This window comes from Roseicyclus sediminis (assembly GCF_025515305.1).
GTDB classification, from domain to species: domain Bacteria; phylum Pseudomonadota; class Alphaproteobacteria; order Rhodobacterales; family Rhodobacteraceae; genus Roseibacterium; species Roseibacterium sediminis.
The window spans coordinates 90,480-109,583 of record NZ_JAOPHT010000001.1 but is presented as its reverse complement, the minus strand read 5'-3'; the positions used below and the strand labels follow the sequence as shown (position 1 = coordinate 109,583).

At 67.8% G+C, this 19,104-nt stretch carries 23 protein-coding genes; 9 read left to right on the top strand and 14 right to left on the bottom strand.

Translation table 11 applies throughout. The annotated features are described in order from the left end of the window. Positions 1-16 precede the first annotated feature (16 nt). The 3 genes from ffh to N8I71_RS00485 all read right to left on the bottom strand — a co-directional run bounded on the left by ffh (position 17) and on the right by N8I71_RS00485 (position 2,935). Complete coding sequence (gene ffh / locus N8I71_RS00495) at positions 17-1,519, bottom strand: signal recognition particle protein (protein WP_262875959.1); 1,503 nt, start codon at positions 1,517-1,519, stop codon at positions 17-19. Between the two features lie 234 nt (positions 1,520-1,753). Then, a complete protein-coding gene (locus N8I71_RS00490; RefSeq protein ID WP_262875958.1) occupies positions 1,754-2,275 on the bottom strand; it encodes a hypothetical protein in 522 nt (173 codons plus the stop codon). Positions 2,276-2,344: 69 nt separating this feature from the next. Then, positions 2,345-2,935 carry an FMN-dependent NADH-azoreductase gene (locus tag N8I71_RS00485; RefSeq protein ID WP_262875957.1) on the bottom strand — a complete coding sequence of 197 codons (591 nt, stop codon included), beginning with the start codon at positions 2,933-2,935 and terminating at the stop codon, positions 2,345-2,347. A gap of 206 nt (positions 2,936-3,141) precedes the next feature. Here N8I71_RS00485 and N8I71_RS00480 point away from each other — a divergent pair, with 206 nt between their 5' ends. Then, on the top strand, positions 3,142-4,023 hold the full coding sequence (locus N8I71_RS00480) for a LysR family transcriptional regulator (protein WP_262875956.1): 882 nt from the start codon (positions 3,142-3,144) through the stop codon (positions 4,021-4,023). A 53-nt stretch (positions 4,024-4,076) separates the two neighbouring features. Then, complete coding sequence (locus N8I71_RS00475; RefSeq protein ID WP_454824043.1) at positions 4,077-4,922, top strand: DMT family transporter; 846 nt, start codon at positions 4,077-4,079, stop codon at positions 4,920-4,922. A gap of 26 nt (positions 4,923-4,948) precedes the next feature. Here N8I71_RS00475 and N8I71_RS00470 read toward each other — a convergent pair whose 3' ends face one another. Next, positions 4,949-5,290 carry an ArsR/SmtB family transcription factor gene (locus tag N8I71_RS00470; RefSeq protein WP_262875954.1) on the bottom strand — a complete coding sequence of 114 codons (342 nt, stop codon included), beginning with the start codon at positions 5,288-5,290 and terminating at the stop codon, positions 4,949-4,951. Positions 5,291-5,519: 229 nt separating this feature from the next. On the opposite strand from N8I71_RS00470, the gene N8I71_RS00465 reads away from it, so the two are divergent. The 5 genes from N8I71_RS00465 (at position 5,520) to N8I71_RS00445 (ending at position 8,246) form a co-directional block, all read left to right on the top strand. Beyond that, positions 5,520-5,858, top strand: coding sequence for an AtpZ/AtpI family protein (locus N8I71_RS00465; protein ID WP_262875953.1), 339 nt, complete (start codon positions 5,520-5,522; stop codon positions 5,856-5,858). A gap of 121 nt (positions 5,859-5,979) precedes the next feature. Continuing rightward, positions 5,980-6,714 (top strand): F0F1 ATP synthase subunit A, encoded by a 735-nt coding sequence (locus N8I71_RS00460; protein WP_262876346.1) that lies wholly within the window; start codon positions 5,980-5,982, stop codon positions 6,712-6,714. 59 nt (positions 6,715-6,773) lie between these two features. Continuing rightward, complete coding sequence (locus N8I71_RS00455; protein ID WP_011453893.1) at positions 6,774-7,010, top strand: F0F1 ATP synthase subunit C; 237 nt, start codon at positions 6,774-6,776, stop codon at positions 7,008-7,010. A gap of 86 nt (positions 7,011-7,096) precedes the next feature. Beyond that, positions 7,097-7,663: a F0F1 ATP synthase subunit B' gene (locus tag N8I71_RS00450; protein ID WP_262875952.1), complete on the top strand. Its 567-nt coding sequence runs from the start codon at positions 7,097-7,099 to the stop codon at positions 7,661-7,663. A 4-nt stretch (positions 7,664-7,667) separates the two neighbouring features. Beyond that, positions 7,668-8,246 carry a F0F1 ATP synthase subunit B gene (locus N8I71_RS00445; RefSeq protein WP_262875951.1) on the top strand — a complete coding sequence of 193 codons (579 nt, stop codon included), beginning with the start codon at positions 7,668-7,670 and terminating at the stop codon, positions 8,244-8,246. A gap of 57 nt (positions 8,247-8,303) precedes the next feature. Here the strand turns inward: N8I71_RS00445 and N8I71_RS00440 are convergent, their stop codons facing one another. The 10 genes from N8I71_RS00440 to N8I71_RS00395 form a co-directional block, all read right to left on the bottom strand. After that, positions 8,304-8,867, bottom strand: coding sequence for a hypothetical protein (locus tag N8I71_RS00440; protein ID WP_262875950.1), 564 nt, complete (start codon positions 8,865-8,867; stop codon positions 8,304-8,306). Positions 8,868-8,951: 84 nt separating this feature from the next. After that, positions 8,952-9,938, bottom strand: coding sequence for a P1 family peptidase (locus tag N8I71_RS00435; protein WP_262876345.1), 987 nt, complete (start codon positions 9,936-9,938; stop codon positions 8,952-8,954). After that, entirely contained in the window at positions 9,938-10,303 is a 366-nt protein-coding gene (locus tag N8I71_RS00430) for a hypothetical protein (protein ID WP_262875949.1), read from the bottom strand. Before N8I71_RS00430 ends, N8I71_RS00435 begins: the two co-directional genes overlap by 1 nt. After that, positions 10,303-11,043 carry a glucose 1-dehydrogenase gene (locus tag N8I71_RS00425; protein WP_262875948.1) on the bottom strand — a complete coding sequence of 247 codons (741 nt, stop codon included), beginning with the start codon at positions 11,041-11,043 and terminating at the stop codon, positions 10,303-10,305. Before N8I71_RS00425 ends, N8I71_RS00430 begins: the two co-directional genes overlap by 1 nt. Next, on the bottom strand, positions 11,033-11,476 hold the full coding sequence (locus N8I71_RS00420; RefSeq protein ID WP_262875947.1) for an acyl-CoA thioesterase: 444 nt from the start codon (positions 11,474-11,476) through the stop codon (positions 11,033-11,035). The genes N8I71_RS00425 and N8I71_RS00420 overlap by 11 nt, the downstream gene beginning before the upstream one ends. Further along, positions 11,473-12,030 carry a hypothetical protein gene (locus tag N8I71_RS00415; RefSeq protein WP_262875946.1) on the bottom strand — a complete coding sequence of 186 codons (558 nt, stop codon included), beginning with the start codon at positions 12,028-12,030 and terminating at the stop codon, positions 11,473-11,475. The genes N8I71_RS00420 and N8I71_RS00415 overlap by 4 nt, the downstream gene beginning before the upstream one ends. Before the next feature lie 73 nt (positions 12,031-12,103). Continuing rightward, the gene (locus N8I71_RS00410) at positions 12,104-13,549 is read right to left on the bottom strand and encodes an aldehyde dehydrogenase family protein (RefSeq protein ID WP_262875945.1); all 1,446 of its coding nucleotides are present in this window, start codon (positions 13,547-13,549) and stop codon (positions 12,104-12,106) included. A gap of 27 nt (positions 13,550-13,576) precedes the next feature. Continuing rightward, on the bottom strand, positions 13,577-15,142 hold the full coding sequence (locus tag N8I71_RS00405; RefSeq protein ID WP_262875944.1) for an ABC transporter ATP-binding protein: 1,566 nt from the start codon (positions 15,140-15,142) through the stop codon (positions 13,577-13,579). Continuing rightward, positions 15,139-15,963 carry an ABC transporter permease gene (locus N8I71_RS00400; RefSeq protein WP_262875943.1) on the bottom strand — a complete coding sequence of 275 codons (825 nt, stop codon included), beginning with the start codon at positions 15,961-15,963 and terminating at the stop codon, positions 15,139-15,141. The genes N8I71_RS00405 and N8I71_RS00400 overlap by 4 nt, the downstream gene beginning before the upstream one ends. Then, entirely contained in the window at positions 15,960-16,901 is a 942-nt protein-coding gene (locus N8I71_RS00395; RefSeq protein WP_262875942.1) for an ABC transporter permease, read from the bottom strand. The genes N8I71_RS00400 and N8I71_RS00395 overlap by 4 nt, the downstream gene beginning before the upstream one ends. A 161-nt stretch (positions 16,902-17,062) precedes the next feature. On the opposite strand from N8I71_RS00395, the gene N8I71_RS00390 reads away from it, so the two are divergent. Further along, positions 17,063-18,274, top strand: a complete 1,212-nt coding sequence (locus N8I71_RS00390; protein ID WP_262875941.1) for an aminopeptidase P family protein — start codon at positions 17,063-17,065, stop codon at positions 18,272-18,274. A gap of 127 nt (positions 18,275-18,401) precedes the next feature. Further along, positions 18,402-18,998, top strand: coding sequence for a VPLPA-CTERM sorting domain-containing protein (locus N8I71_RS00385; RefSeq protein WP_262875940.1), 597 nt, complete (start codon positions 18,402-18,404; stop codon positions 18,996-18,998). Positions 18,999-19,104 lie beyond the last annotated feature (106 nt).

The window sequence follows — 19,104 nt, the reverse complement described above, 5'->3', positions numbered from 1 at the left end:
TGAAACTCCGCCGCCGTCACTTCTTCTTGCCGAACCCGCCGAGGCCGGGGGGCAGCGTGCCGCCGCCAAGACCCGGAAGGCCACCCATGCCCATCTGCCGGGCGGCCTTTTCCATTGCCGCGGGGTCCATGGACGCCGGGTCCATGTCCTGCAGCGACTGGGGCGTCCCCTTGCCCATCAGGGCGCCGAGGCCGCCGCGCAGGAGGCCCTTCTTGCCCATCTTGCCGAGCTTCTTCATGGCGTCGGCCATCTGGCGCTGCATCTTGAGGAGCTTGTTGAGGTCGGCGACGTCCTGCCCTGCACCGGCCGCGATCCGTTTCTTCCGGCTGGCCTGAAGGATCTCGGGGCGCGCGCGCTCCTTCTTGGTCATGGAGTTGATCAGCGCGATCTGGCGCTTGATCACGGTGTCGTCGAAGCCGGCATCGTCGAGCTGCTTCTGCATCTTGGCCATGCCGGGCATCATGCCCATCATGCCCTGCATGCCGCCCATCTTCATCATCTGCTCGAGCTGGCCCTTCAGGTCGTTCATGTTGAACTGACCTTTCTGGAAGCGCTTCATCATGCGCTCGGCCTGTTCGGCCTCGAGCGTTTCCTGCGCCTTCTCCACCAGCGCCACGATGTCGCCCATGCCGAGGATGCGGCCGGCGATGCGTGCGGGTTCGAAGGTCTCGAGCGCGTCCATCTTCTCGCCGAGGCCGACGAAGCGGATCGGCTTGCCGGTGATCGCGCGCATGGAGAGCGCCGCGCCGCCGCGCCCGTCGCCGTCCATCCGGGTCAGGACGACGCCGGTGACGCCGATCTTGTCGTCGAACTCCTGCGCGACGTTGACGGCGTCCTGGCCGGTCAGGCCGTCGACGACGAGAAGCGTCTCGCGCGGCTTGGCCACGTCGCGGACGGCGGCGGCCTGCGCGATCAGGTCCTGGTCGATGTGCAGCCGACCCGCCGTGTCGAGCATGTAGACGTCGTAGCCGCCGAGGCTCGCCTGGGTCTTGGCGCGCCTGGCGATCGCGACCGGGTCCTCGCCCTTCACGATCGGCAGGGTGTCGACGCCGATCTGCTGACCGAGGATGGCGAGCTGTTCCATCGCCGCGGGACGGTTGGTGTCGAGGGACGCCATCAGCACGCGCTTGCCCTCGCGCTCCTTCAGGCGCTTGGCGAGTTTCGCGGTGGTGGTCGTCTTGCCCGAGCCCTGCAGGCCGACCATCAGGATCGGCGCGGGCGGATTGTCGATCTTGAGGCGGCCGGGGTCCTCGTCGCCGGTCAGGACGTGCTGCAGCTCGTCGTGCACGATCTTGATGACCTGCTGGCCGGGCGTGACCGATTTCGTCACCGCCGAGCCGGTCGCCTTCTTCTCGACCGCCTTGATGAACTGCCGCGCCACGGGGAGCGACACGTCGGCTTCGAGAAGTGCGACGCGGACTTCGCGCATGGCCGTGCGCACGTCGTCCTCGCTCAGCGCACCTTGCTTGGTGAGCCGGTCGAAGACGCCGCCGAGGCGTTCGGAAAGGTTCTCGAACATGGGCAGTTGCCCCTTCTGTCAGTCCCGGTTGCCCCCTTCAGGTAGGGAGCGTGCCGGAAATGCGCTACAGCCCCCGTGGGCGAAACCTCGCTGACGGGGGGCGATCCTGCGATCCACAGGACCGGGAAGCTGGCGCTTTCCGGCTATTGCGCCCGCGTCTACGCGCGCGGACAGGGCGGAGTCAAGCGTTGGCGGCGCTCCAGGCCGGGGGCGGCACGCTCGCGGCTTGATGGATCACTCGCACATCGCGGTCAGTTCGGTGACCTCGCCCGACAGCATGTCATGCCCATGCGCCTGTAGCGAGAAGGCCCTGCGCAGGTCGAGGCGGTCCCAGTCCTCCTGCGTCGTGGGGGGCGACGGGTCGGGGCGGCTTCCGGATGGTCCGAAGAGCGTCAGGGCCATCGGCCCCTCGAAGGGAATGCCCGCCACCGTCAGCCCCTCGACATGATGGGCGTAGATGCCCATCAGGTCGGCGGTCGGACCACGGGACGTGGTCATGAGCGTCCAGATCGGCCCTGATATGCCGCTTCCGAGTGTCATGGTTCCGCTCGCCAGCCAGGCGGTCGTCCCGCCTTCCTGGCGGAAACTCTGGCCTAGGGCGGTGTATTCCGCGTGGCCCTGCAACTCGTCGTCGGGGCGGATGTCCCCCACCCCCTGCGTGACGCGGATCGTGAAATCCAGCGTGCAGGTCTGGGCCGTGGCGAGGCCCGGCCCAAGGCAAGCGAGGAGAAGAAAAAGGATCGTCCGTGCCCACATGGCGCCCGAGAATATCAGGAAGACCGTGGCAGGGAAGGGGGCGACGGGCGCGCGCCGCCCCGGAAGGCTTCAGGCGGCCTTCGGCAGGGCATCGACCTGTGCCATCGCCTGCTTCATCGTCGCCTCGGCATCGATCATCAGCCGGTCGGCGGTGACGAATTCCACCTCGGTGATCCCGATGAAGCCCAGCACGTGGCGGACGAAGCCTGTGGCGAAGTCGATCTCGGAGCCGGCCTCGGTCCCTCCGGACGCGACGGCGACGATGGCGCGCTTGCCTTCGAGCAGACCCTTCGGGCCTTCCGCCGAATACCGAAAGGTCACGCCCGCGCGCGCCACGAGGTCGACCCAGGCCTTGAACGCGGCGGGAACGCCGAAGTTGTAGATCGGCAGGCCGATGACGAGCGTGTCCGCGGCCCTGAGTTCGGCCACCAGCCGGTCGGACAGCGCAAGGCGTTCGCGCTGGGCCGGAGTGCGCGCGTCATCCGGCGTCTGGGCGGCCGACACCCATGCCTCGTCGATCAACGGAAGCCCGAACGCCAGATCGCGGTTGACGACCTCCGCGCCGGGATCGATGCGGTCAATGATCCGGTCGACGAGATCGCGGGAGACGGAGCCGGTGCGACGGGCCGAAGCGTCGATGCGAAGGATGCGGTAGGTCATGGCGGTTCCTTTCGGAGAGGAGTGCGGAATTTGTGTCCCTCTGACTTACTGAGTGCGAAAATTGAATAAAGGCGATTTCGGAGACCCTATTAAGTGCGAATTTGCACATAAATAAGACTTGCTGCCTGCCGATGGTGCCCCCTTGCGCCCGCGAACAGGAACGTGGAGGTTTGCCGGGCATCTGTGAGCTGACGCACCGGGGACACATGGATAACTGGGACGAGATCCGCACCGCCTTCCAGGTTGCCCGCCTCGGCACCGTATCCGGCGCGGCGGAAGTGCTGGGCGTGCACCACGCCACCGTGATCCGGCACATCGACGCGCTTGAGGCGCAGCTCGGCGCCAAACTTTTCCAGCGGCATGCGCGGGGCTACACCGCCACGGAGGCCGGGCAGGACCTTCTCTCCGTCGCCTCCGTCGCGGACGACCAGTTCACGCAGCTCGCCGGCCGTATCCGGGGGCGGGGCGACGAGGTCACCGGCGACCTGATCGTGACGTCGCTCGGGTCGCTCAGCGAGCTTCTCGTGCCCACCATCGCCGCCTTCCAGGAGCGTCACCCGGAATTGCGCGTGCGCCTGATCTCGGATGCGCGCCTGTTCCGCCTGGAATACGGCGAGGCGCATGTCGCCATCCGCGCCGGAAAGCTGCCCGACCAGCCCGACAACGTGGTGCAGCCCTTCTTCACCCAGACGCTGCGGCTCGTGGCCAGCGCCGAGTATCTCGACGCGCACGGGCCTCTCACGGATGAGACGCTGGAGCAGCATCGTTTCATCGGTCCCAACGAGGAAACGCCGCGCGCGCCCTATTACCGCTGGCTGCTCGATACCGTGCCCGACAGAAACGTCGTGTTCCGCGCCTCGGACATGCGCGCGGTCAAGGAGGCGATCCTCGCCGGCATCGGCATCGGCTTCATCGCCGGATGGGACCGGTACCGGACCGACGACCTCATCGACATGCTGCCCCCGCTCGAGGAGTGGTCGGCGAAGATCTGGCTCGTCACGCACATGGACCTTCACCGCACGGCGAAGGTCCAGAGTTTCGTCCGGCACCTCAAGAACGAGGTCAAGACCTGGCCGGTCGACCGGTGAGTGCCGCCGGGACGGGGTCCGATGCGTCCGAGGCGACGCGCGGGCACCTGGCCATGCTCGCCTTCTCGGCCCTGATCGCGGGGAGCTTCTCGCTTGGCGGGCAGATCGCCGGCGAAATCGATCCCGCCGCACTGAACGCCGTGCGTTTCGTCCTCGCCGCCGCGGTGGTCTATGGCGTGCTGCGCGGCCGGGGTGGAGTGTCGCGCGCGGCGCTTGTCGCCCCCTGGCGCTATCTTCTCCTCGGCGGCCTCTTCGCGATCTACTTCGTGACCATGTTCGAGGGGCTCAAGACCGCGCCGCCGGTCTCGGCCTCGGCGGTCTTCACCCTGACCCCGGTGATGAGCGCGGCCTTTGGCTGGTTCCTGCTGCGACAGGGGATGACACCGCGCATCGCGCTCGGCCTCGCGCTCGGCGCTGCGGGCGCGGTCTGGGTCATCTTCCGGGCAGACGTTTCCGCGATCCTGGCCTTCGAGATCGGCACGGGCGAGGCCATCTTCTTCTGGGGCTGCGTCGCGCATGCGGCCTACACGCCGCTTGTGCGCTTGCTGAACCGGGGCGAGCCGGTGCTCGTGTTCACCTTCCTGACGCTTTCGGCCTGCGCGCTGGTGCTGCTGGTCTGGGGCGGGGGGGCGATCCTCGCGACAGACTGGGCGGGTCTCAGGCCGCTGGTCTGGGTCACGCTGCTCTACATCGCGCTCATCGCCAGTTCGACGACAGGTTTCCTCGTGCAATTCGCCTCCATGCGCCTGCCCTCGTCGAAGGTCATGGCCTATACCTACCTCACGCCGAGCTGGGTCCTGATCTGGGAACTGGCGCTCGGCCAGCCGGTGCCGCCCGCGATGGTCCTTCTGGGCGTCGGTCTGAGCGTGTCGGCGCTGGCGTTGCTGCTGAGGGCGTGAGGCTGAGGCCGGGCAGATTGCCCGCGCTACGGATCGGGGCCGAACTCGCGTTCCAGGAACGCCTCGAACGCGTCGAGGTTCACCGGCTCGAACTGGCCGAAGCCCTGCATCCAGACCGAGGCGCGCTTCAGCGCGTCGGGTTCCAGCTTGCACCACTTCACCCGGCCGCGCTTCTCCTGGCTGATGAGGCCCGAGGCGGCGAGGATCGCCAGGTGCTTGGAAATCGCGGCGAGCGACATCTCGAAGGGCTCGGCGACGTCTGTCACCGCCATGTCGTCTTCCAGGAGCATCGACAGGATCGCGCGCCGCGTTGGGTCGGCCAGCGCGGCGAAGACGGCGTCGAGACCCGGTTCGGGGGCGGGGATCATGATGCCGCATAGCTCTGTGCCGTGCCGATCGTCAACCGATCGGTTGAATATGAGAGAAAGCGTGAATCCGGCGTACAGGCCGTGCCCCGCGCAGTTGCCCCTTTTGTCGCATCCGGAAAATGTAATTAACTTCAACATGATAGATGCGCGCCGCATCGCGGCGATCCGCGTTGACTCCGCAGCGCGCCCCGCCTAGCTTCCGCCCGACTTCGATGGGGACCCCCAACCGGTGGCAGACCGACCCGAAAGCGACCGCCTCAAGGCGCTGGAGGAGAAGCTGGAGAAGGCGCGGAAACGCGCCGAACCGGAAAAGGCCCACATGGAAGAGCACTACTCGCAGGCACAGCTGGCCTGGCGGATGGTGATCGAGCTGGTGGCCGGTCTCGGCATCGGCTTCGGCATTGGTTTCGGGCTCGACGCCGTTCTCGGCACACGGCCCTGGCTGATGGTGATCTTCACGCTGCTCGGCTTCATCGCCGGGGTGAAGACGATGATCCGCTCCGCCGAAGAGGTGCAGCGAAAGCAGATGGAAGCGGCCTCGGAGGCCGCGGGCGATCAGGAGAGGTAACGGCGTGGCGACCGAAAGCACCAATACGCAAGGCAAGAGCGGCTCGGGCCGCGTGGTCTTCTTCGTGCTGATCGCGATCGCGGCAGTCCTGTTCGTGCTCGGCCTCGTGGACGAGTACACGATGGACGGCCCGAACATCCACCCGATGGACCAGTTCATCGTGAGCCCGCTGTTCGGCGATGGCCCGATCCGGTTCTACACGCCGACGAACGTGACGCTGTGGATGGCGCTGGCCGTCGCGTCGGTCGCGGCGCTCATGGTCATGGGCACCGGCGGCCGCGCCGTCATCCCGTCGCGCAGCCAGTCGATGGCAGAGCTCGCCTACGGGTTCGTGCGCAAGATGGTCGAGGACGTGGCGGGCAAGGACGCGCTGCCGTTCTTCCCCTACATCTTCACGCTCTTCCTCTTCATTCTGTTCGCGAACTTCCTCGGGCTGATCCCGATGAGCTTCACGACGACCTCGCACATCGCGGTCACCGCGATCCTCGCCGCCGCGGTGTTCCTCACCGTGACGCTGGTGGGTTTCATCAAGAACGGCGCAGGGTTCCTCAGCCTGTTCTGGGTCTCTTCGGCGCCGCTCGCGCTGCGGCCCGTCCTCGCGGTCATCGAGATCATCTCGTACTTCGTCCGGCCCGTCAGCCACTCCATCCGTCTTGCCGGCAACCTGATGGCCGGCCACGCGGTTCTCAAGGTGTTCGCAGGCTTCGCGGGCGCAATGGGTATGGCGGGCATCGCGCCGATCCTCGGCGTGGTCGCGATCTACGGGCTCGAGGTGCTGGTGTCGGCCATCCAGGCCTACGTCTTCACCATCCTCACCTGCGTCTATCTGAAAGACGCGCTGCATCCGCATCATTGACGGCGGGCAATCTGCCCGTCCGACGACATCTAGAACTTCCAACGTAAGGAGACAGGATCATGGAAGGCGATATCGCACAAATGGGTCAGTTCATCGGCGCAGGCCTCGCCGCCATCGGTTCCGGCGCCGCCGCAATCGGTGTGGGCCACGTGGCCGGCAACTTCCTCGCCGGCGCGCTGCGCAACCCCTCGGCCGCTGCTGGCCAGACCGCGACCCTCTTCATCGGCATCGCATTCGCGGAAGCGCTGGGCATCTTCGCCTTCCTCGTCGCGCTCCTGCTGATGTTCGCCGTCTGAGCCGAGCCTCGAGAGACCATCCTTACGTCCGGGGCTCGCGGCTGACGCGGGCCTCGGTGTAAACCCGGTTCCAGGAGGACGCTTCAATGGCCGAAGAAGCCACACACGGCGCGGCGGATGCCGCACATGCCGCAGCGGATGCCGCCCATGGCGGCGGACCGGGCATGCCGCAGCTCGATTTCTCGACGTTCCCGAACCAGATCTTCTGGCTGATCGTCACGCTGGTGGCGATCTACTTCATCCTCGACAAGGTCGCGCTGCCGCGTATCGCCTCCGTTCTCGCAGAACGGCAGGGCACGCTGACGAACGACCTCGCCGCCGCCGAGGACCTGAAGCGTCAGGCCGTCGAGGCCGAGGAAGCCTATAACAAGGCGCTCGCCGAAGCCCGCGCGGAAGCGCAGCGCATCGCCGAGGAGACCCGGGCCGAGATCCAGATCGGTCTGGCCGAAGCCACGGCGAAAGCCGACGAGCAGATCGGCGCGAAGGCCGCCGAAAGCGAAGCCCGGATCGGCGAGATCCAGGCCTCCGCGACCCAGTCGGTCGAGGACGTGGCGCGCTCTGTCGCAGGTGACGTGGTGAACGCCATTCTGCCGGGCCAGTCGGTCGACGCCGACGCGGTGGCCAAGGCCGTCGCCAACCGGATGAGGGGATAAGCCCATGCGTGCCGTCATCGTGCTGACCGCTGCCATCGCCGCCGCGCTTCCGGCAACTGCCGCCGAGCCGGGCTATGCGCCGGGCTACGACTTCACGTCGCTCTTCAACACCGACTTCGTGGTGCTGATCGGCTTCATCCTCTTCGTCTCGATCCTGTTCTACTTCAACGTGCCCGCGTTGCTGGGCGGCATGCTCGACAAGCGCGCCGAAGGGATCAAGTCGGAGCTCGACGAGGCGCGCGCACTTCGCGAGGAGGCGCAGACCCTGCTTGCCTCCTACGAGCGAAAGCAGCGCGAGGTGGCCGAACAGTCCGAGCGCATCGTGAACCAGGCCCGTGCCGATGCCGAGGCCGCGGCCGAGGCCGCGAAGGCAGAGCTGGAACGCTCGATCGCGCGCCGTCTTGTTGCGGCGGAGGATCAGATCGCCAGCGCCGAGGCCAAGGCCGTCCGTGCGATCCGCGACCGGGCCGTCGAGGTGGCCGTCGGCGCCGCGGGCGAGCTGATCGCCAGCCGGATGGCTGCCGCGGATGCCAACGCTCTGATCGATTCGTCCATCGAACAGGTTCAGGCCCGCCTGAACTGACGGTGACGCCGATCCCGAAACAGACGCCCCGGTGCCTCGCGCCGGGGCGTTTTTCTTTCAGCGGCCGAAATCGGCCAGCGCGTCGAAATCGATCTGTTCGAGATGCGCCGACATGGTCGCCACGCTGACGCCCGACGCCTGGATCAGGACGCGCCCGCCGATCAGGCCGGCAAGCTCTCCGTCCGCATCGAGGAAGCTTTCGCCGCCGATCCGTGCGATCCGCCCCATGGTCTGCATCAGCGCGGGATTGCCAAGCATGCCGGCCATGGCGCCGACCATCGGGTTGTCCGCGACCATGACGATCGTGAACTCGCCTTCCGGGCCGGTATAGACGGCCTCGGCCGCGCTGCCGCCGCCCATGAAGCCCAGACCCTGCGCCGCGTCGTCGGACAATTCCCGCGTCCAGCCATCCAGCGCGGCGGGAAGGAAGGCCGCGAGCCCCTCCGACTGCAGATCGTTCAGGAGCTGCGTGGCATAGGCGATCTCGGCCAGCGCGTCCTGGATCTCGCCACCTTCGTAGGCGGCAATCGCCGCGTTCAGCGCGTCGGTGATGTCGTCTGCCAGCGCCGGGGCGGGCAGCAGCGCCGCGGCGAGTACGGCGGCGGGGATGAGGCGTTGCATGCGATGTCTCCTTCTTCACGGACCCGGGGCCAGCCTAACCGCCGTGACGCCGTCCATGAAGTCGGGATTCCCGCCCCCCCTGCCTCAGCCGAAGCGGCCGCGCCAGGTCGGTTTGACGTCGTCGGGCGCATCGATCGCATGATAGACGCCGCGCGCGATGGCCCGCGACAGGCAGAGCGCGCCGAGATGGCCCAGCCACATGAGATCCGTCGGGCTAGAGAGGTCCCGCGCGCCGGTCGAGACGCCGAAGACGACGTCGCCGTCCATCGGCGCATGGGAGGGCCGGACCGCGCGGGCGATGCCGTCATGGGCCATGACCGCCAGCCGCGCGGCCTGCGCCTTCGACAGCCTCGCGTCGGTTGCGACGATGGCGATGACCGTGGCCTCGCGGTCGCTTTGCGTGACCTTGGTCGGGGCAAGGCGGGTCGGATCGGCGATCCCTTGTCCGAGGCCCCCGAACTCATCGCCGAACTCGCACCCGGAGGCGTGAAACTGGGGCCCGTCGCCGACTGTGACCTGACCCACCGCGTTCACCACGACGAGCGCGCCGACGGTGTAGCCGTTCCACATGGCAGAGACCGAGCCCAGTCCGCCCTTGAGGTCGGCCACCGTCGCCCCGGTCCCGGCCCCGGCTGTCCCGAGTGCGAAGGTCTCCGACGCGGCGTCGAAGGCGTTGCGGCCAAGGGCGGGGTAGGGCGAGGTGGTCCAACCCTTGTCGCCCCCGTTGGCGAGGTCGAAGATTATGGCTGCGGGCACGATGGGCACGGTCATGCCATGAACGGCGAAGCCACGGCCAATGGCGCGCAGCCCGTCCGAGACGCCCTGCGCGGCGTCGAGGCCAAAGGCGCTCCCGCCCGAGAGGACCAGCGCATCGACCCGTTCCACCGTCCGGTCCGGGGCGAGGAGGTCGGTCTCCCGGGTGCCGGGTGCGCCGCCCATGACATGGACGGAGGCGGTGAAGGGGTCTGCCGCCGTCAGAACGGTGACGCCGGTCTTCACCGTCTCGTCCGCGGCATTGCCGACGAGAAGCCCCGCGACATCGGTGATGAGGTTTTTCGGCCCCGGGCGGATCATGGCATGGCCCCGGTTCCGGTTCCCAGAAGGCGCCGCACCGTGCCGCGCAGGTTCCCGAGGGAACGCAGGCGGTCCGAGGCAAGGGGCGGAGGGTCAAGCCCCTCGAAGGCGCTGGGAAGGATCAGGACAAATGTGTCGTCATCACCTGCCAGCCCGCTGAGCCGCGAAATCGCGCTTTCGTCGAAATGCTGCGCGAGGCGTGTCGCGCCGCCCTTTCGCGGGATCACCTCCACGTGGTCGAGGTCGAGGCCCGGCGCGACATCGCCCAGATGCGCGAAGACAAGCGGCTGCGCCGCCGGAAACGGCCCGAAACGCCCCGAAAGGACCGTGATCTCGGCGGGCAGGCTGCGCAGGTCCGCCATCAGATGCAGCGGCCCCCGTCGACCTCGAGTGCCACCCCGGTGATCATCGACGCCGCGTCCGAGCAGAGGAACGCCGCCGCCTCGCCCATGTCCTGCGGGGTGGAGAAACGCCCGATCGGAATCGTGGACAGGAACTTCGCCCGCATCTCGGGGGTGTCCTCGCCCATGAAGGATTTCAGAAGCGGCGTCTCCCCAGCCACGGGGCAGAGCGCGTTGACGCGGATGCCGGCGGGCGCAAGCTCCACCGCCATCGTCTTGGTCGCGGTGATCATCCAGCCCTTGGAGGCGTTGTACCAGTTGAGCCGTGGCCGGGGCGACAGGCCCGCGGTGGACGCGATGTTGAGGATCGCCCCTGCGCCGGCCGCCTTCATCCCCGGCACGATCTCCCGCGCGGTCAGGTAGACGGACTTCACGTTCACCGCGAGGACGCGGTCGAAGTCGGCCTCGCTCACGTCTTCCATCGGCGCGGGCATGTGAGTGATGCCCGCGTTGTTCACGAGGATGTCGATCCGCCCCCATGCGTCCATCGCGGCGGCCGTCATGGCCGCGACCGAGGCACCGTCCGCCACGTCCACGCCTTGTGCGATGCCGCCGATTTCATCCGCGACGGCCTGTGCCGCCGCCTCGTTGATATCGGCGACCATGACCCTGGCGCCCTCCCGCGCCATGACGCGCGCGATCCCGGCGCCGAAGCCCGAGCCTCCGCCCGTGACGATGGCGGTCTTCCCCTCAAGCGGCATTCGTCTTGTCCTCCTTCAGTGCCTCGAGCCTTTCGCGAACGTCCTGCGGGATCGGCGCCGCGCGGCGGGCGGCGAGATCGAGGCAGACGGCCTTGAACAGCGTCTCGAAGGCCAGCACCCCGTCACCCGCGCGATAAAGCCGGTGGTGGAACGTAGCCGATTTCGTCCCGATCTCGCGCACGGTGCTGCGCAGGAAGATCACGTCGCCGGCCATGACCTCGGCGCGGAAATCGCTTTCGAGATGGACGACGGCGAAGGAAAGGCGGCGGCCGCTCTCCATGTCGGTCCGGGTCAGGCCGAGATCGGATTGCAGCGAGAACATGCCGTCGGAACAGGCCTGCAGGTAGCGCGAGACGTTCATGTGGCCGAGGAAATCGCAGTCGCCCGGATCGACGGCGCGCCGGAAGGTCTCGATGCCCGGCAGGTCGGTCATGCCGGGCGTCCCGCGCCGTGCCGCGCGTGGTCGATCATCTTCGCCCTCCGCATCGGCCAGAAGGAAACGAGGAGGCCGAGGGCTCCGGCAGCGTAGGAGGCGTCGTGCATGAAGCCAGCGCGCAGGAAGTCCGAACGGACGAGACCCTCGGGGATCGCGACGTAGGGGTCGAGAATGCCCGTCGTATCCGCCACGATCCCGCCGACAAGCCCGAGCAGCGCCGCGAGCGTCGCCAGCACGAGGACGAGGCCGATCGCGCCGATCCCTGCGGCGAGATAGCTTTCGGTCCGGGGCACGGTCAGAAACCCGTAGAGGAAGGCCGGAAGCGCCACGAGCGGGCCCATCCACCAGCTGGCGAGAATGCCCACCTGTGCCGCACCGAAGCGCGGCGAGGTGCCGGGATCGATCCCGAATTGCGGGAGCTTCAGGGCCTCGAAATAGCTCGGGCCGACGGTATAGCTCAGCTGGTTGTGCAGCGCCCCGAAGAGCGCGGCGGCAAGGGCAGCCAGCGCCAGCAGGAGGACGAGGACGGGCAGTTTTCCGAAGCGGGTCACGAGGTCTGGAGTCCGGACAAGGGTATCTGGTGAAGCCTAGCGGCGCCGCGCGCGGCGCGAAAGCCCCGATCCCTCAGCCATGGCGCGCCGCGACCGTCTTGAGGCTGGAGAAGCCGTAAAGGGCCTCGAACCCCTTCTCGCGCCCGTGCCCCGAATGGCCCGTGCCGCCGAACGGCAATTCCACGCCACCCCCTGCGCCGTAGTTGTTGAGAAAAACCTGCCCCGCGCGCAGCCGCTTCGCCAGCCGCATCTGCCGCCCGCCATCGCAGGACCAGACGCTCGCCACAAGGCCATAGGGCGTGCCGTTGGCGATGGATGCGGCCTCCTCCTCGTCGTCGAAGGGGAGAAGGACCTGGACGGGGCCGAAGATCTCTTCCTGTGCCAGCCGGTCGTCGGGCGCGAGACCGGCGAGAAGCACGGGGGCCACGTAGTGCCCGCCGCCGGGGGCATCTTCATCGATGCGCCCCTCGGCCACGCGCTGCCCCTGGCCCGCGAGGTCGAGATAGCCTGTCACGATTTCCTTTTGCCGGGCCGAGATGAGCGGCCCGAGGTCTCGGTCGGCCATGGCGGGGGCCGCGACCTTGGCGCGGTAGGCCGCGGCCATGCGGTCGGTCACTTCCTCGAAGCGGCGACGCTCCACGAGGATGCGGGAAGAGGCCGAGCAGGTCTGGCCCGCATTCTGCAGGCCGGCGTTGACGAGGAAGGGCAAGGCGGCGTCGAGATCGGCATCGGCGAAGACGAGTTGAGGTGACTTGCCGCCGAGTTCCAACGTCACCGGCACCACGTTCCGGGCGGCCGCGGCCTGCACCAGCCGCCCGGTCCCGACCGAGCCGGTGAAGGAGACATGCCCGATCCCCGGATGCGAAGACAGCGCGGCGCCCGCCTCTGCACCGAGCCCCGGCACCACGTTCAGCGCGCCGGGCGGAAAGCCCGCCATCCGCGCGAGATCGGCGAAGGCGAGCGCTGTCAGACAGGCCTCCTCCGCCGGTTTCAGGACGCAGGCGTTGCCCATGGCAAGCGCCGCGCCGACCGAACGGCCGATGATCTGCATCGGGTAGTTCCAGGGCACGATATGGCCGGTGACGCCGATGGGTTCCCGCAGCGTGTAGACGGTGTAGCCATCGAGATACGGGATGGTCTCGCCCATCACCTTGTCCGCCGCGCCGCCGTAGAATTCGCAGTAGCGGGCGAGTGCGATGACGTCGGCGCGCGCCTGGGTAAGCGGCTTGCCGACATCCGTCGCCTCCATCTCGGCGAGCGCGTCCGTGTGTTCGAGCACCAGCGTGCCGAGGCGCGACAGGAGCCGCCCGCGTTCCGCCGCCGTCAGTCGCCCCCAATCACCGGACAAGGCCGCGCGCGCCGCCTCGACCGCGGCGTCGATGTCTTCCGACGTTCCCCGCGCGATGCGGCCGATCTCGCCACCGGTCGATGGGTCCTGCAGCGGCAGCGTGGCATTCGACGCGCAGGGCATCCATCGGCCGGCGATGAAGATCTTGTCGGTGTCGAACCAGGGTTTCATGTGCCTCGCGCCTCCCTTGCGCTTCGGTCAGGATGCCAGGTCCAGCCGCGGCGCGGCAGCCAGAAGCGCCCTCGTGTACTCGTGTTGCGGGTCGTTGAAGACGGCCTCCGTCTCGCCAGTCTCGACGAAGCGGCCGTCCTGCATAACCATCACCCGGTCCGTGATCGCGCGCACCACCGTCAGGTCATGCGACACGAAGAGATAGGACAGCCCGAAGCCGTCCTGGAGCTCGGCCAGGAGGTCGAGGATGCGGGCCCGGACAGACACGTCCAGCGCCGACACCGCCTCGTCCAGCAGGATGATCCGGGGCCGGGTGATGAGCGCGCGGGCGATGGCGATGCGCTGCCTCTGCCCGCCGGAGAACTCGTGGGGGTACTTCGCCATGTCGTCGGGCGAGAGATGCACGGCCGTCAGCGCCTCGGCCACGCGGTCGTGCCGCTCGGACCCGCGCGGGGGCGCGTCGAGCAGGTGGAAGGGCTCGGCCACGATGCGATCGACCTTCCAACGGGGGTTGAAGCTGCCATAGGGGTCCTGGAAGACCACCTGTATCCCGGCGCGCATCTCTCGTGGCATCTGCGGGACGATCGAACGGCCGAAGAGGCGGATGTCGCCGCCCTGCACCGGGTCTAGGCCGAGGATCGCGCGTGTCAGAGTGGACTTGCCGCAGCCCGATTCGCCCACGAGGCCGAGCGACTCCCCTTCGTGGAGCGTGAAGGAGACGCCATCGACCGCGACGATGGGCGGGCCGCGGCGGAACCCCTCGCGCCGACCGGGGTATTCGCGGCGCACGTCCTCCACCTGCAGGAGCGGGTCGGGCCGTTGGGCGGCCGCGCGTTCCGGGACGTGGGAGGAAGCCGCCAGCAGCGCGCGGGTATAGGGGTGGTTCCGCTCGGCCATCACCTGTGCGGTCGGCCCGGTTTCCACGATCTCGCCCTGCCGCATCACGGCGATCCTGTCGGCCATGCCCGCGACGACGCCGAGGTCATGCGTGATGAGCAGAAGGCCCATCCCCTCCTCCTCCACCAGCGCCGACAGGAGGTCGAGGATCTGCGCCTGCGTGGTGACGTCGAGCGCGGTCGTGGGTTCATCCGCGATGAGAAGGCGCGGGTGGAGCGCGATGGCCGCGGCGATGCAGACGCGCTGCCGCTGGCCGCCGGATAGCTCGTGGGGATAGGCGTCCATGCCGATATGCGAAAGCCCGACGCGGTCGAGCCGGTCGCGCGCGATTTCCAGGGCGGCCCGAGGCTCGGCCGCGCCGTGGATCGTCAACGTCTCGGCCACCTGGTCGCCGATGGTGCGCACTGGGTTCAGCGCCGTCATCGGTTCCTGGAAGATCATGCCGATATCGTTGCCGCGCACCCGGCACCAGTCGGGTTCCGAGTTCCGCATCAGGTCGCGCCCGTCGATCAGGATCTCGCCCCCGGCCTCCGCGCCCTCGGGCAGGAGGCCCATGAGCGCCAGTGCCGTCATCGACTTGCCCGAGCCGCTTTCGCCGACGAGGCCGAAGACCTCGCCCGGTGCGATCTGCAGGCTCACCCCACGCAGGATCGGGGTGCCGTGAATGGCCACGGAGAGGTTCTCGACCCCGATCATGCCCGCCTCCGCCTGAGCCGTGGGTCGAGCGCATCGCGCAGCCCGTCGCCCATCAGGTTCAGCCCCAGCACCATCAGCACGATGGCGAGCCCCGGCAGGATGGCGAGCATCGGGTGGCTGTAGATCATCGTCTGCGCCTCTGCCAGCATGCGGCCCCAGCTGGGCACCGGCGGCTGCGCGCCGAGGCCGACATAGCTCAGCGCCGCTTCGGCGAGGATGCCGAGCGAGAACTGGATCGTCGCCTGCACGATCAGGAGGTTCAGGATGTTGGGCAGGATGTGCTCCACCGAGATGCGCACCCGGCCCTTCCCGGCGGTGCGGGCGGCGAGAATGTAGTCGAGCGTCCAGAGCGGCAGCGCGCCGCCGCGCGCCACGCGCGCGAAGACGGGGATATTGAAGATCCCGATGGCGAGGATCGCGTTCGTCGCCGATGGCCCGTAGCGCGCGGTGATCAGGATGGCGATCACCAGCGAGGGGAAGGCGAAGATCAGGTCGTTGCCGCGCATGATGATCTCGTCGAGCAGGCTCCCGCGCGTGGCGGCGGCGGCAAGCCCCAGGGGCACGCCGAGCGCGATCCCGATACCCACCGCGATCAGCGCCACGGCGATGGAGGTCTGCGCGCCCACCATCAGCATCGAGGCGAGGTCGCGGCCGAGCTGGTCGGTGCCGAGAACGTACTGTGCGCTGGGCGGCTGGAGGCGCTCGGATATGGACACGCCCGTGACGGAATGCGGTGTCCAGACAAGGCTGAGCGCGGCTATGGCGAGGAACGCCGCCGATAGCGCCGCGCCGATCAGGAGGGCAGGGGGAAGCCGCCTCATCGCCGCCTGAGCCTCGGGTCGACCAGCGCATAGGCGACATCGACGAGGAAGGTCACGAGGATCACGGCGAAGACCAGAAGCATCGTCACGGACTCGACCACCACGAGATCGCGTTGCGTGATGCCCTGGAAGATCAGCCGGCCAAGGCCGGGCAGGAAGAACACGTTCTCGATAATGATGGCGCCGGCCAGCAGGAAGGAGAACTGCAGCCCGATGATCGTCAGCACGGGGATCAGCGCGTTCTTCAAAGCGTGGCGCAGCACGGCCTGCCGGCGGGAAAGGCCCTTGGCGCGCGCGGTGCGGATATAGTCCTGCTCGAGCGTCTCGATCAGCGCCGAGCGCATTACGCGGGCGAGGATCGAGGCCTGGGGCAGGGCCAGCGCGACGGCGGGCAGCGTCAGGGACTTGATCGCCAGGAGCGGATCGTCCCAGCCGGCGAAACCGCCCGCCGAGAACCATTGCAGCGTGACCGCGAAGAGCAGGACGAGCAGCATGGCGAACCAGAAGTTCGGCACCGCGATGCCGAGTTGCGTGCCGCCCATGATCGCCACGTCGAGCACCCCGCCCCGGTTCGCCGCCGCGAGGATGCCGACCGGGAATGCGATCAGCGTCGACAGCGTCAGCGCGTAGATGGCAAGCGGCAGGGACACCCAGAGCCGGTCGAGCACCAGTTCGGCCACCGGCACGCGGTAGGTGTAGGACACTCCGAAATCGCCGGTCAGCATGCCGCCGACCCACGCGAGGTAGCGATCGAACTTCGAACCGTCGAGGCCGAGTTCGGTGCGCAGTGCCGCCAGGGTCTCGTCCGTCGCGTTGAGGCCGAGCATGTAGCTTGCCGGATCTCCGGGGATCACCTCGATCAACGCAAAGATCACGACGCTCGCGACCACGAGGCTGAGGCCGAGGGACAGGGCGCGGGTGGCGAGGTAGCGCAGCATGGCGCGACGGTAGCCGCGCCCTTACACGCTGGCCAGAGGGGACTTGCCGGGCGTGCGCGGGCGTGGCTAGATCATGAACGGCCGGGGCGATGGCGTCGCCCCGAATACGGCCTGACCGCCCTGTACGCCGGGGCCTCCATTCGACAGGAGGGCCCGTGCCCATGCACGCCACCGAACGCCCGCAATTCTTCCGCTTCCACAACGGGGACAAGGTCCCTCTGCCGTTCTCCCGGGCCGAATACGAGGCCCGGCTGATGGGCCTCAGGACCATCATGGACGCCCACGGCGTGGCTGCCGCCGTCCTGACATCCATGCACAACGTCGCCTACTACTCGGGCTTTCTATACTGTTCGTTCGGTCGGCCCTACGCCCTGGTGGTCACGGCCTCGGATGCCGTCGTCATCTCCGCCGGGATCGACGCGGGCCAGCCCTGGCGGCGTTCGGCGTGGGACGGGATCACCTACACCGACTGGGAGCGCGACAATTTCTGGCGCGCTGTGGCCCATGTCTCGGGCACAGGCAAGACAGTTGGGGTCGAGGAAGACCACCTGACGATGGCGCAGATGGGCAAGCTGCGCGTGTTCCTGCGCCCGGGAACGACGGTGGACATCGCACAGGCGACGATGCGTCAACGCATGGTGAAATCCGAAGCCGAGCGCGACCTCATCCGCGCAGGCGCCGCCGTGGCCGATATCGGCGGCTATGCCATCCGCGATGCCATCGCCGAGGGCGTCCGCGAGATCGACGTGGCGATTGCCGGCCGCGACGCGATGGAGAAAGAGATCGCGCGCCGCTTCCCCGATGCCGAGTATCGGGACACCTGGGTATGGTTCCAGTCGGGGTTGAACACGGACGGCGCGCACAACCCCGTGACGGCGCGGCAGCTCAGGCAGGGAGACATCCTGAGCCTGAACACCTTCCCGATGATCTCGGGCTACTACACCGCGCTCGAGCGAACCCTCTTTCTGGGCGAGCCCGATGCCGCCTCGCGCAGGATCTGGGAGGCCAACGTCGCCGCGCACGAGCTGGGCATCTCGCTGATCCGGCCGGGCGTCTCCTGCGCCGAGATCACGCACCGGATCAACGATTTCTTCGCAGGGCGCGACCTCCTGCAATACCGCAGCTTCGGCTACGGCCATTCCTTCGGTGTGCTCAGTCACTACTACGGGCGGGAGGCCGGGCTCGAACTGCGCGAGGACATCGACACGGTGCTTGAACCGGGGATGGTGATCTCCATGGAACCGATGATGACAATCCCTGCAAACATGCCCGGGGCGGGCGGTTACAGGGAGCATGATATCCTCATCGTAACCCCCGAAGGTGCCGAAAACATAACGGGTTTTCCTTTTGGGGCTTCCCACAACATCCTGTAGATCCTTCTGATGGGAACTCCACGGGGTGTGGCTGGAATGCCAATGCTTGGGCCCATGAGCGGATTTTTGCATTGCAGCATTCCGGGTTCTTTGGCATAGAGGGGGCGGGCATGTACTGGGGGTTAAATTGTACCAGAAATTTTTCCGTAGAATTGCGGGCATTGCTGCCGCCGCAGGGCTGAGCGCACTCGTTCTGTCGGTGCCGGCATCCGCATCGAGCGTCGGTTTCACCGAAGGTCTTCGTGATCTCGTCGCGGGAACCGTCGCGATCGGCGATGCCGGTTCGCGGCCGTCCGCCGCGTTCGACGCGGGCAACGTCGCGCCGGGTCACAGCATCAACATCTTCGGCCACATCGACGGCGACATCGACACCTACCACTTCGACGCCGACCACGCCTTCACGGTGTCGTTCATCGGCAACGGCCTTCAGAGCGCCGGCGGCTCGCCGACGTTCGTGGGCTTCGTCCTGTGGAAGCACATGGGGTCGTACTCGCTTGCCGGTGGCAATGTCTACGCGACCGGCACCCCCGCCGGACGCGAGGTCCTTTACGGAAGCTTCGGCCCCGGTTCCTACCTGCTGAAGGTCTACGGGAACTTTGGCCAACAGGCTCCGGCCCTTTACGACGTGCAGGTCGCTGCCGTGCCGCTTCCGGCGGCGGGGCTTCTCCTGCTCGGCGGGCTGGGGGCGCTCGGCTTCGCCGCACGGCGTCGCAAGGGCGCATGAATATTTGATAAAATAAATTTGGTCGTGGAAAAGACCGGCTCGTTTGAGCCGGTCTTTTTCGTCGTGGCATCTGCGCTCCGGCGCCGTGCCATCCCGTCCTCCGGTT

What these genes read in the sequence shown, in the direction of transcription:
- N8I71_RS00420 (WP_262875947.1), bottom strand. Translation starts at nt 11,476, where the DNA reads ATGACCGACCTGCCGGGCATCGAGACCTTCCGGCGCGCCGTCGATCCG.
- N8I71_RS00405 (WP_262875944.1), bottom strand. Translation starts at nt 15,142, where the DNA reads ATGATCGGGGTCGAGAACCTCTCCGTGGCCATTCACGGCACCCCGATC.
- N8I71_RS00445 (WP_262875951.1), top strand. Translation starts at nt 7,668, where the DNA reads ATGCGTGCCGTCATCGTGCTGACCGCTGCCATCGCCGCCGCGCTTCCG.
- N8I71_RS00460 (WP_262876346.1), top strand. Translation starts at nt 5,980, where the DNA reads ATGGACGGCCCGAACATCCACCCGATGGACCAGTTCATCGTGAGCCCG.
- N8I71_RS00475 (WP_454824043.1), top strand. Translation starts at nt 4,077, where the DNA reads ATGCTCGCCTTCTCGGCCCTGATCGCGGGGAGCTTCTCGCTTGGCGGG.
- ffh (WP_262875959.1), bottom strand. Translation starts at nt 1,519, where the DNA reads ATGTTCGAGAACCTTTCCGAACGCCTCGGCGGCGTCTTCGACCGGCTC.
- N8I71_RS00430 (WP_262875949.1), bottom strand. Translation starts at nt 10,303, where the DNA reads ATGGCGGACCTGCGCAGCCTGCCCGCCGAGATCACGGTCCTTTCGGGG.
- N8I71_RS00485 (WP_262875957.1), bottom strand. Translation starts at nt 2,935, where the DNA reads ATGACCTACCGCATCCTTCGCATCGACGCTTCGGCCCGTCGCACCGGC.
- N8I71_RS00400 (WP_262875943.1), bottom strand. Translation starts at nt 15,963, where the DNA reads ATGAGGCGGCTTCCCCCTGCCCTCCTGATCGGCGCGGCGCTATCGGCG.
- N8I71_RS00470 (WP_262875954.1), bottom strand. Translation starts at nt 5,290, where the DNA reads ATGATCCCCGCCCCCGAACCGGGTCTCGACGCCGTCTTCGCCGCGCTG.
- N8I71_RS00480 (WP_262875956.1), top strand. Translation starts at nt 3,142, where the DNA reads ATGGATAACTGGGACGAGATCCGCACCGCCTTCCAGGTTGCCCGCCTC.
- N8I71_RS00425 (WP_262875948.1), bottom strand. Translation starts at nt 11,043, where the DNA reads ATGCCGCTTGAGGGGAAGACCGCCATCGTCACGGGCGGAGGCTCGGGC.
- N8I71_RS00410 (WP_262875945.1), bottom strand. Translation starts at nt 13,549, where the DNA reads ATGAAACCCTGGTTCGACACCGACAAGATCTTCATCGCCGGCCGATGG.
- N8I71_RS00450 (WP_262875952.1), top strand. Translation starts at nt 7,097, where the DNA reads ATGGCCGAAGAAGCCACACACGGCGCGGCGGATGCCGCACATGCCGCA.
- N8I71_RS00440 (WP_262875950.1), bottom strand. Translation starts at nt 8,867, where the DNA reads ATGCAACGCCTCATCCCCGCCGCCGTACTCGCCGCGGCGCTGCTGCCC.
- N8I71_RS00390 (WP_262875941.1), top strand. Translation starts at nt 17,063, where the DNA reads ATGCACGCCACCGAACGCCCGCAATTCTTCCGCTTCCACAACGGGGAC.
- N8I71_RS00395 (WP_262875942.1), bottom strand. Translation starts at nt 16,901, where the DNA reads ATGCTGCGCTACCTCGCCACCCGCGCCCTGTCCCTCGGCCTCAGCCTC.
- N8I71_RS00455 (WP_011453893.1), top strand. Translation starts at nt 6,774, where the DNA reads ATGGAAGGCGATATCGCACAAATGGGTCAGTTCATCGGCGCAGGCCTC.
- N8I71_RS00490 (WP_262875958.1), bottom strand. Translation starts at nt 2,275, where the DNA reads ATGTGGGCACGGACGATCCTTTTTCTTCTCCTCGCTTGCCTTGGGCCG.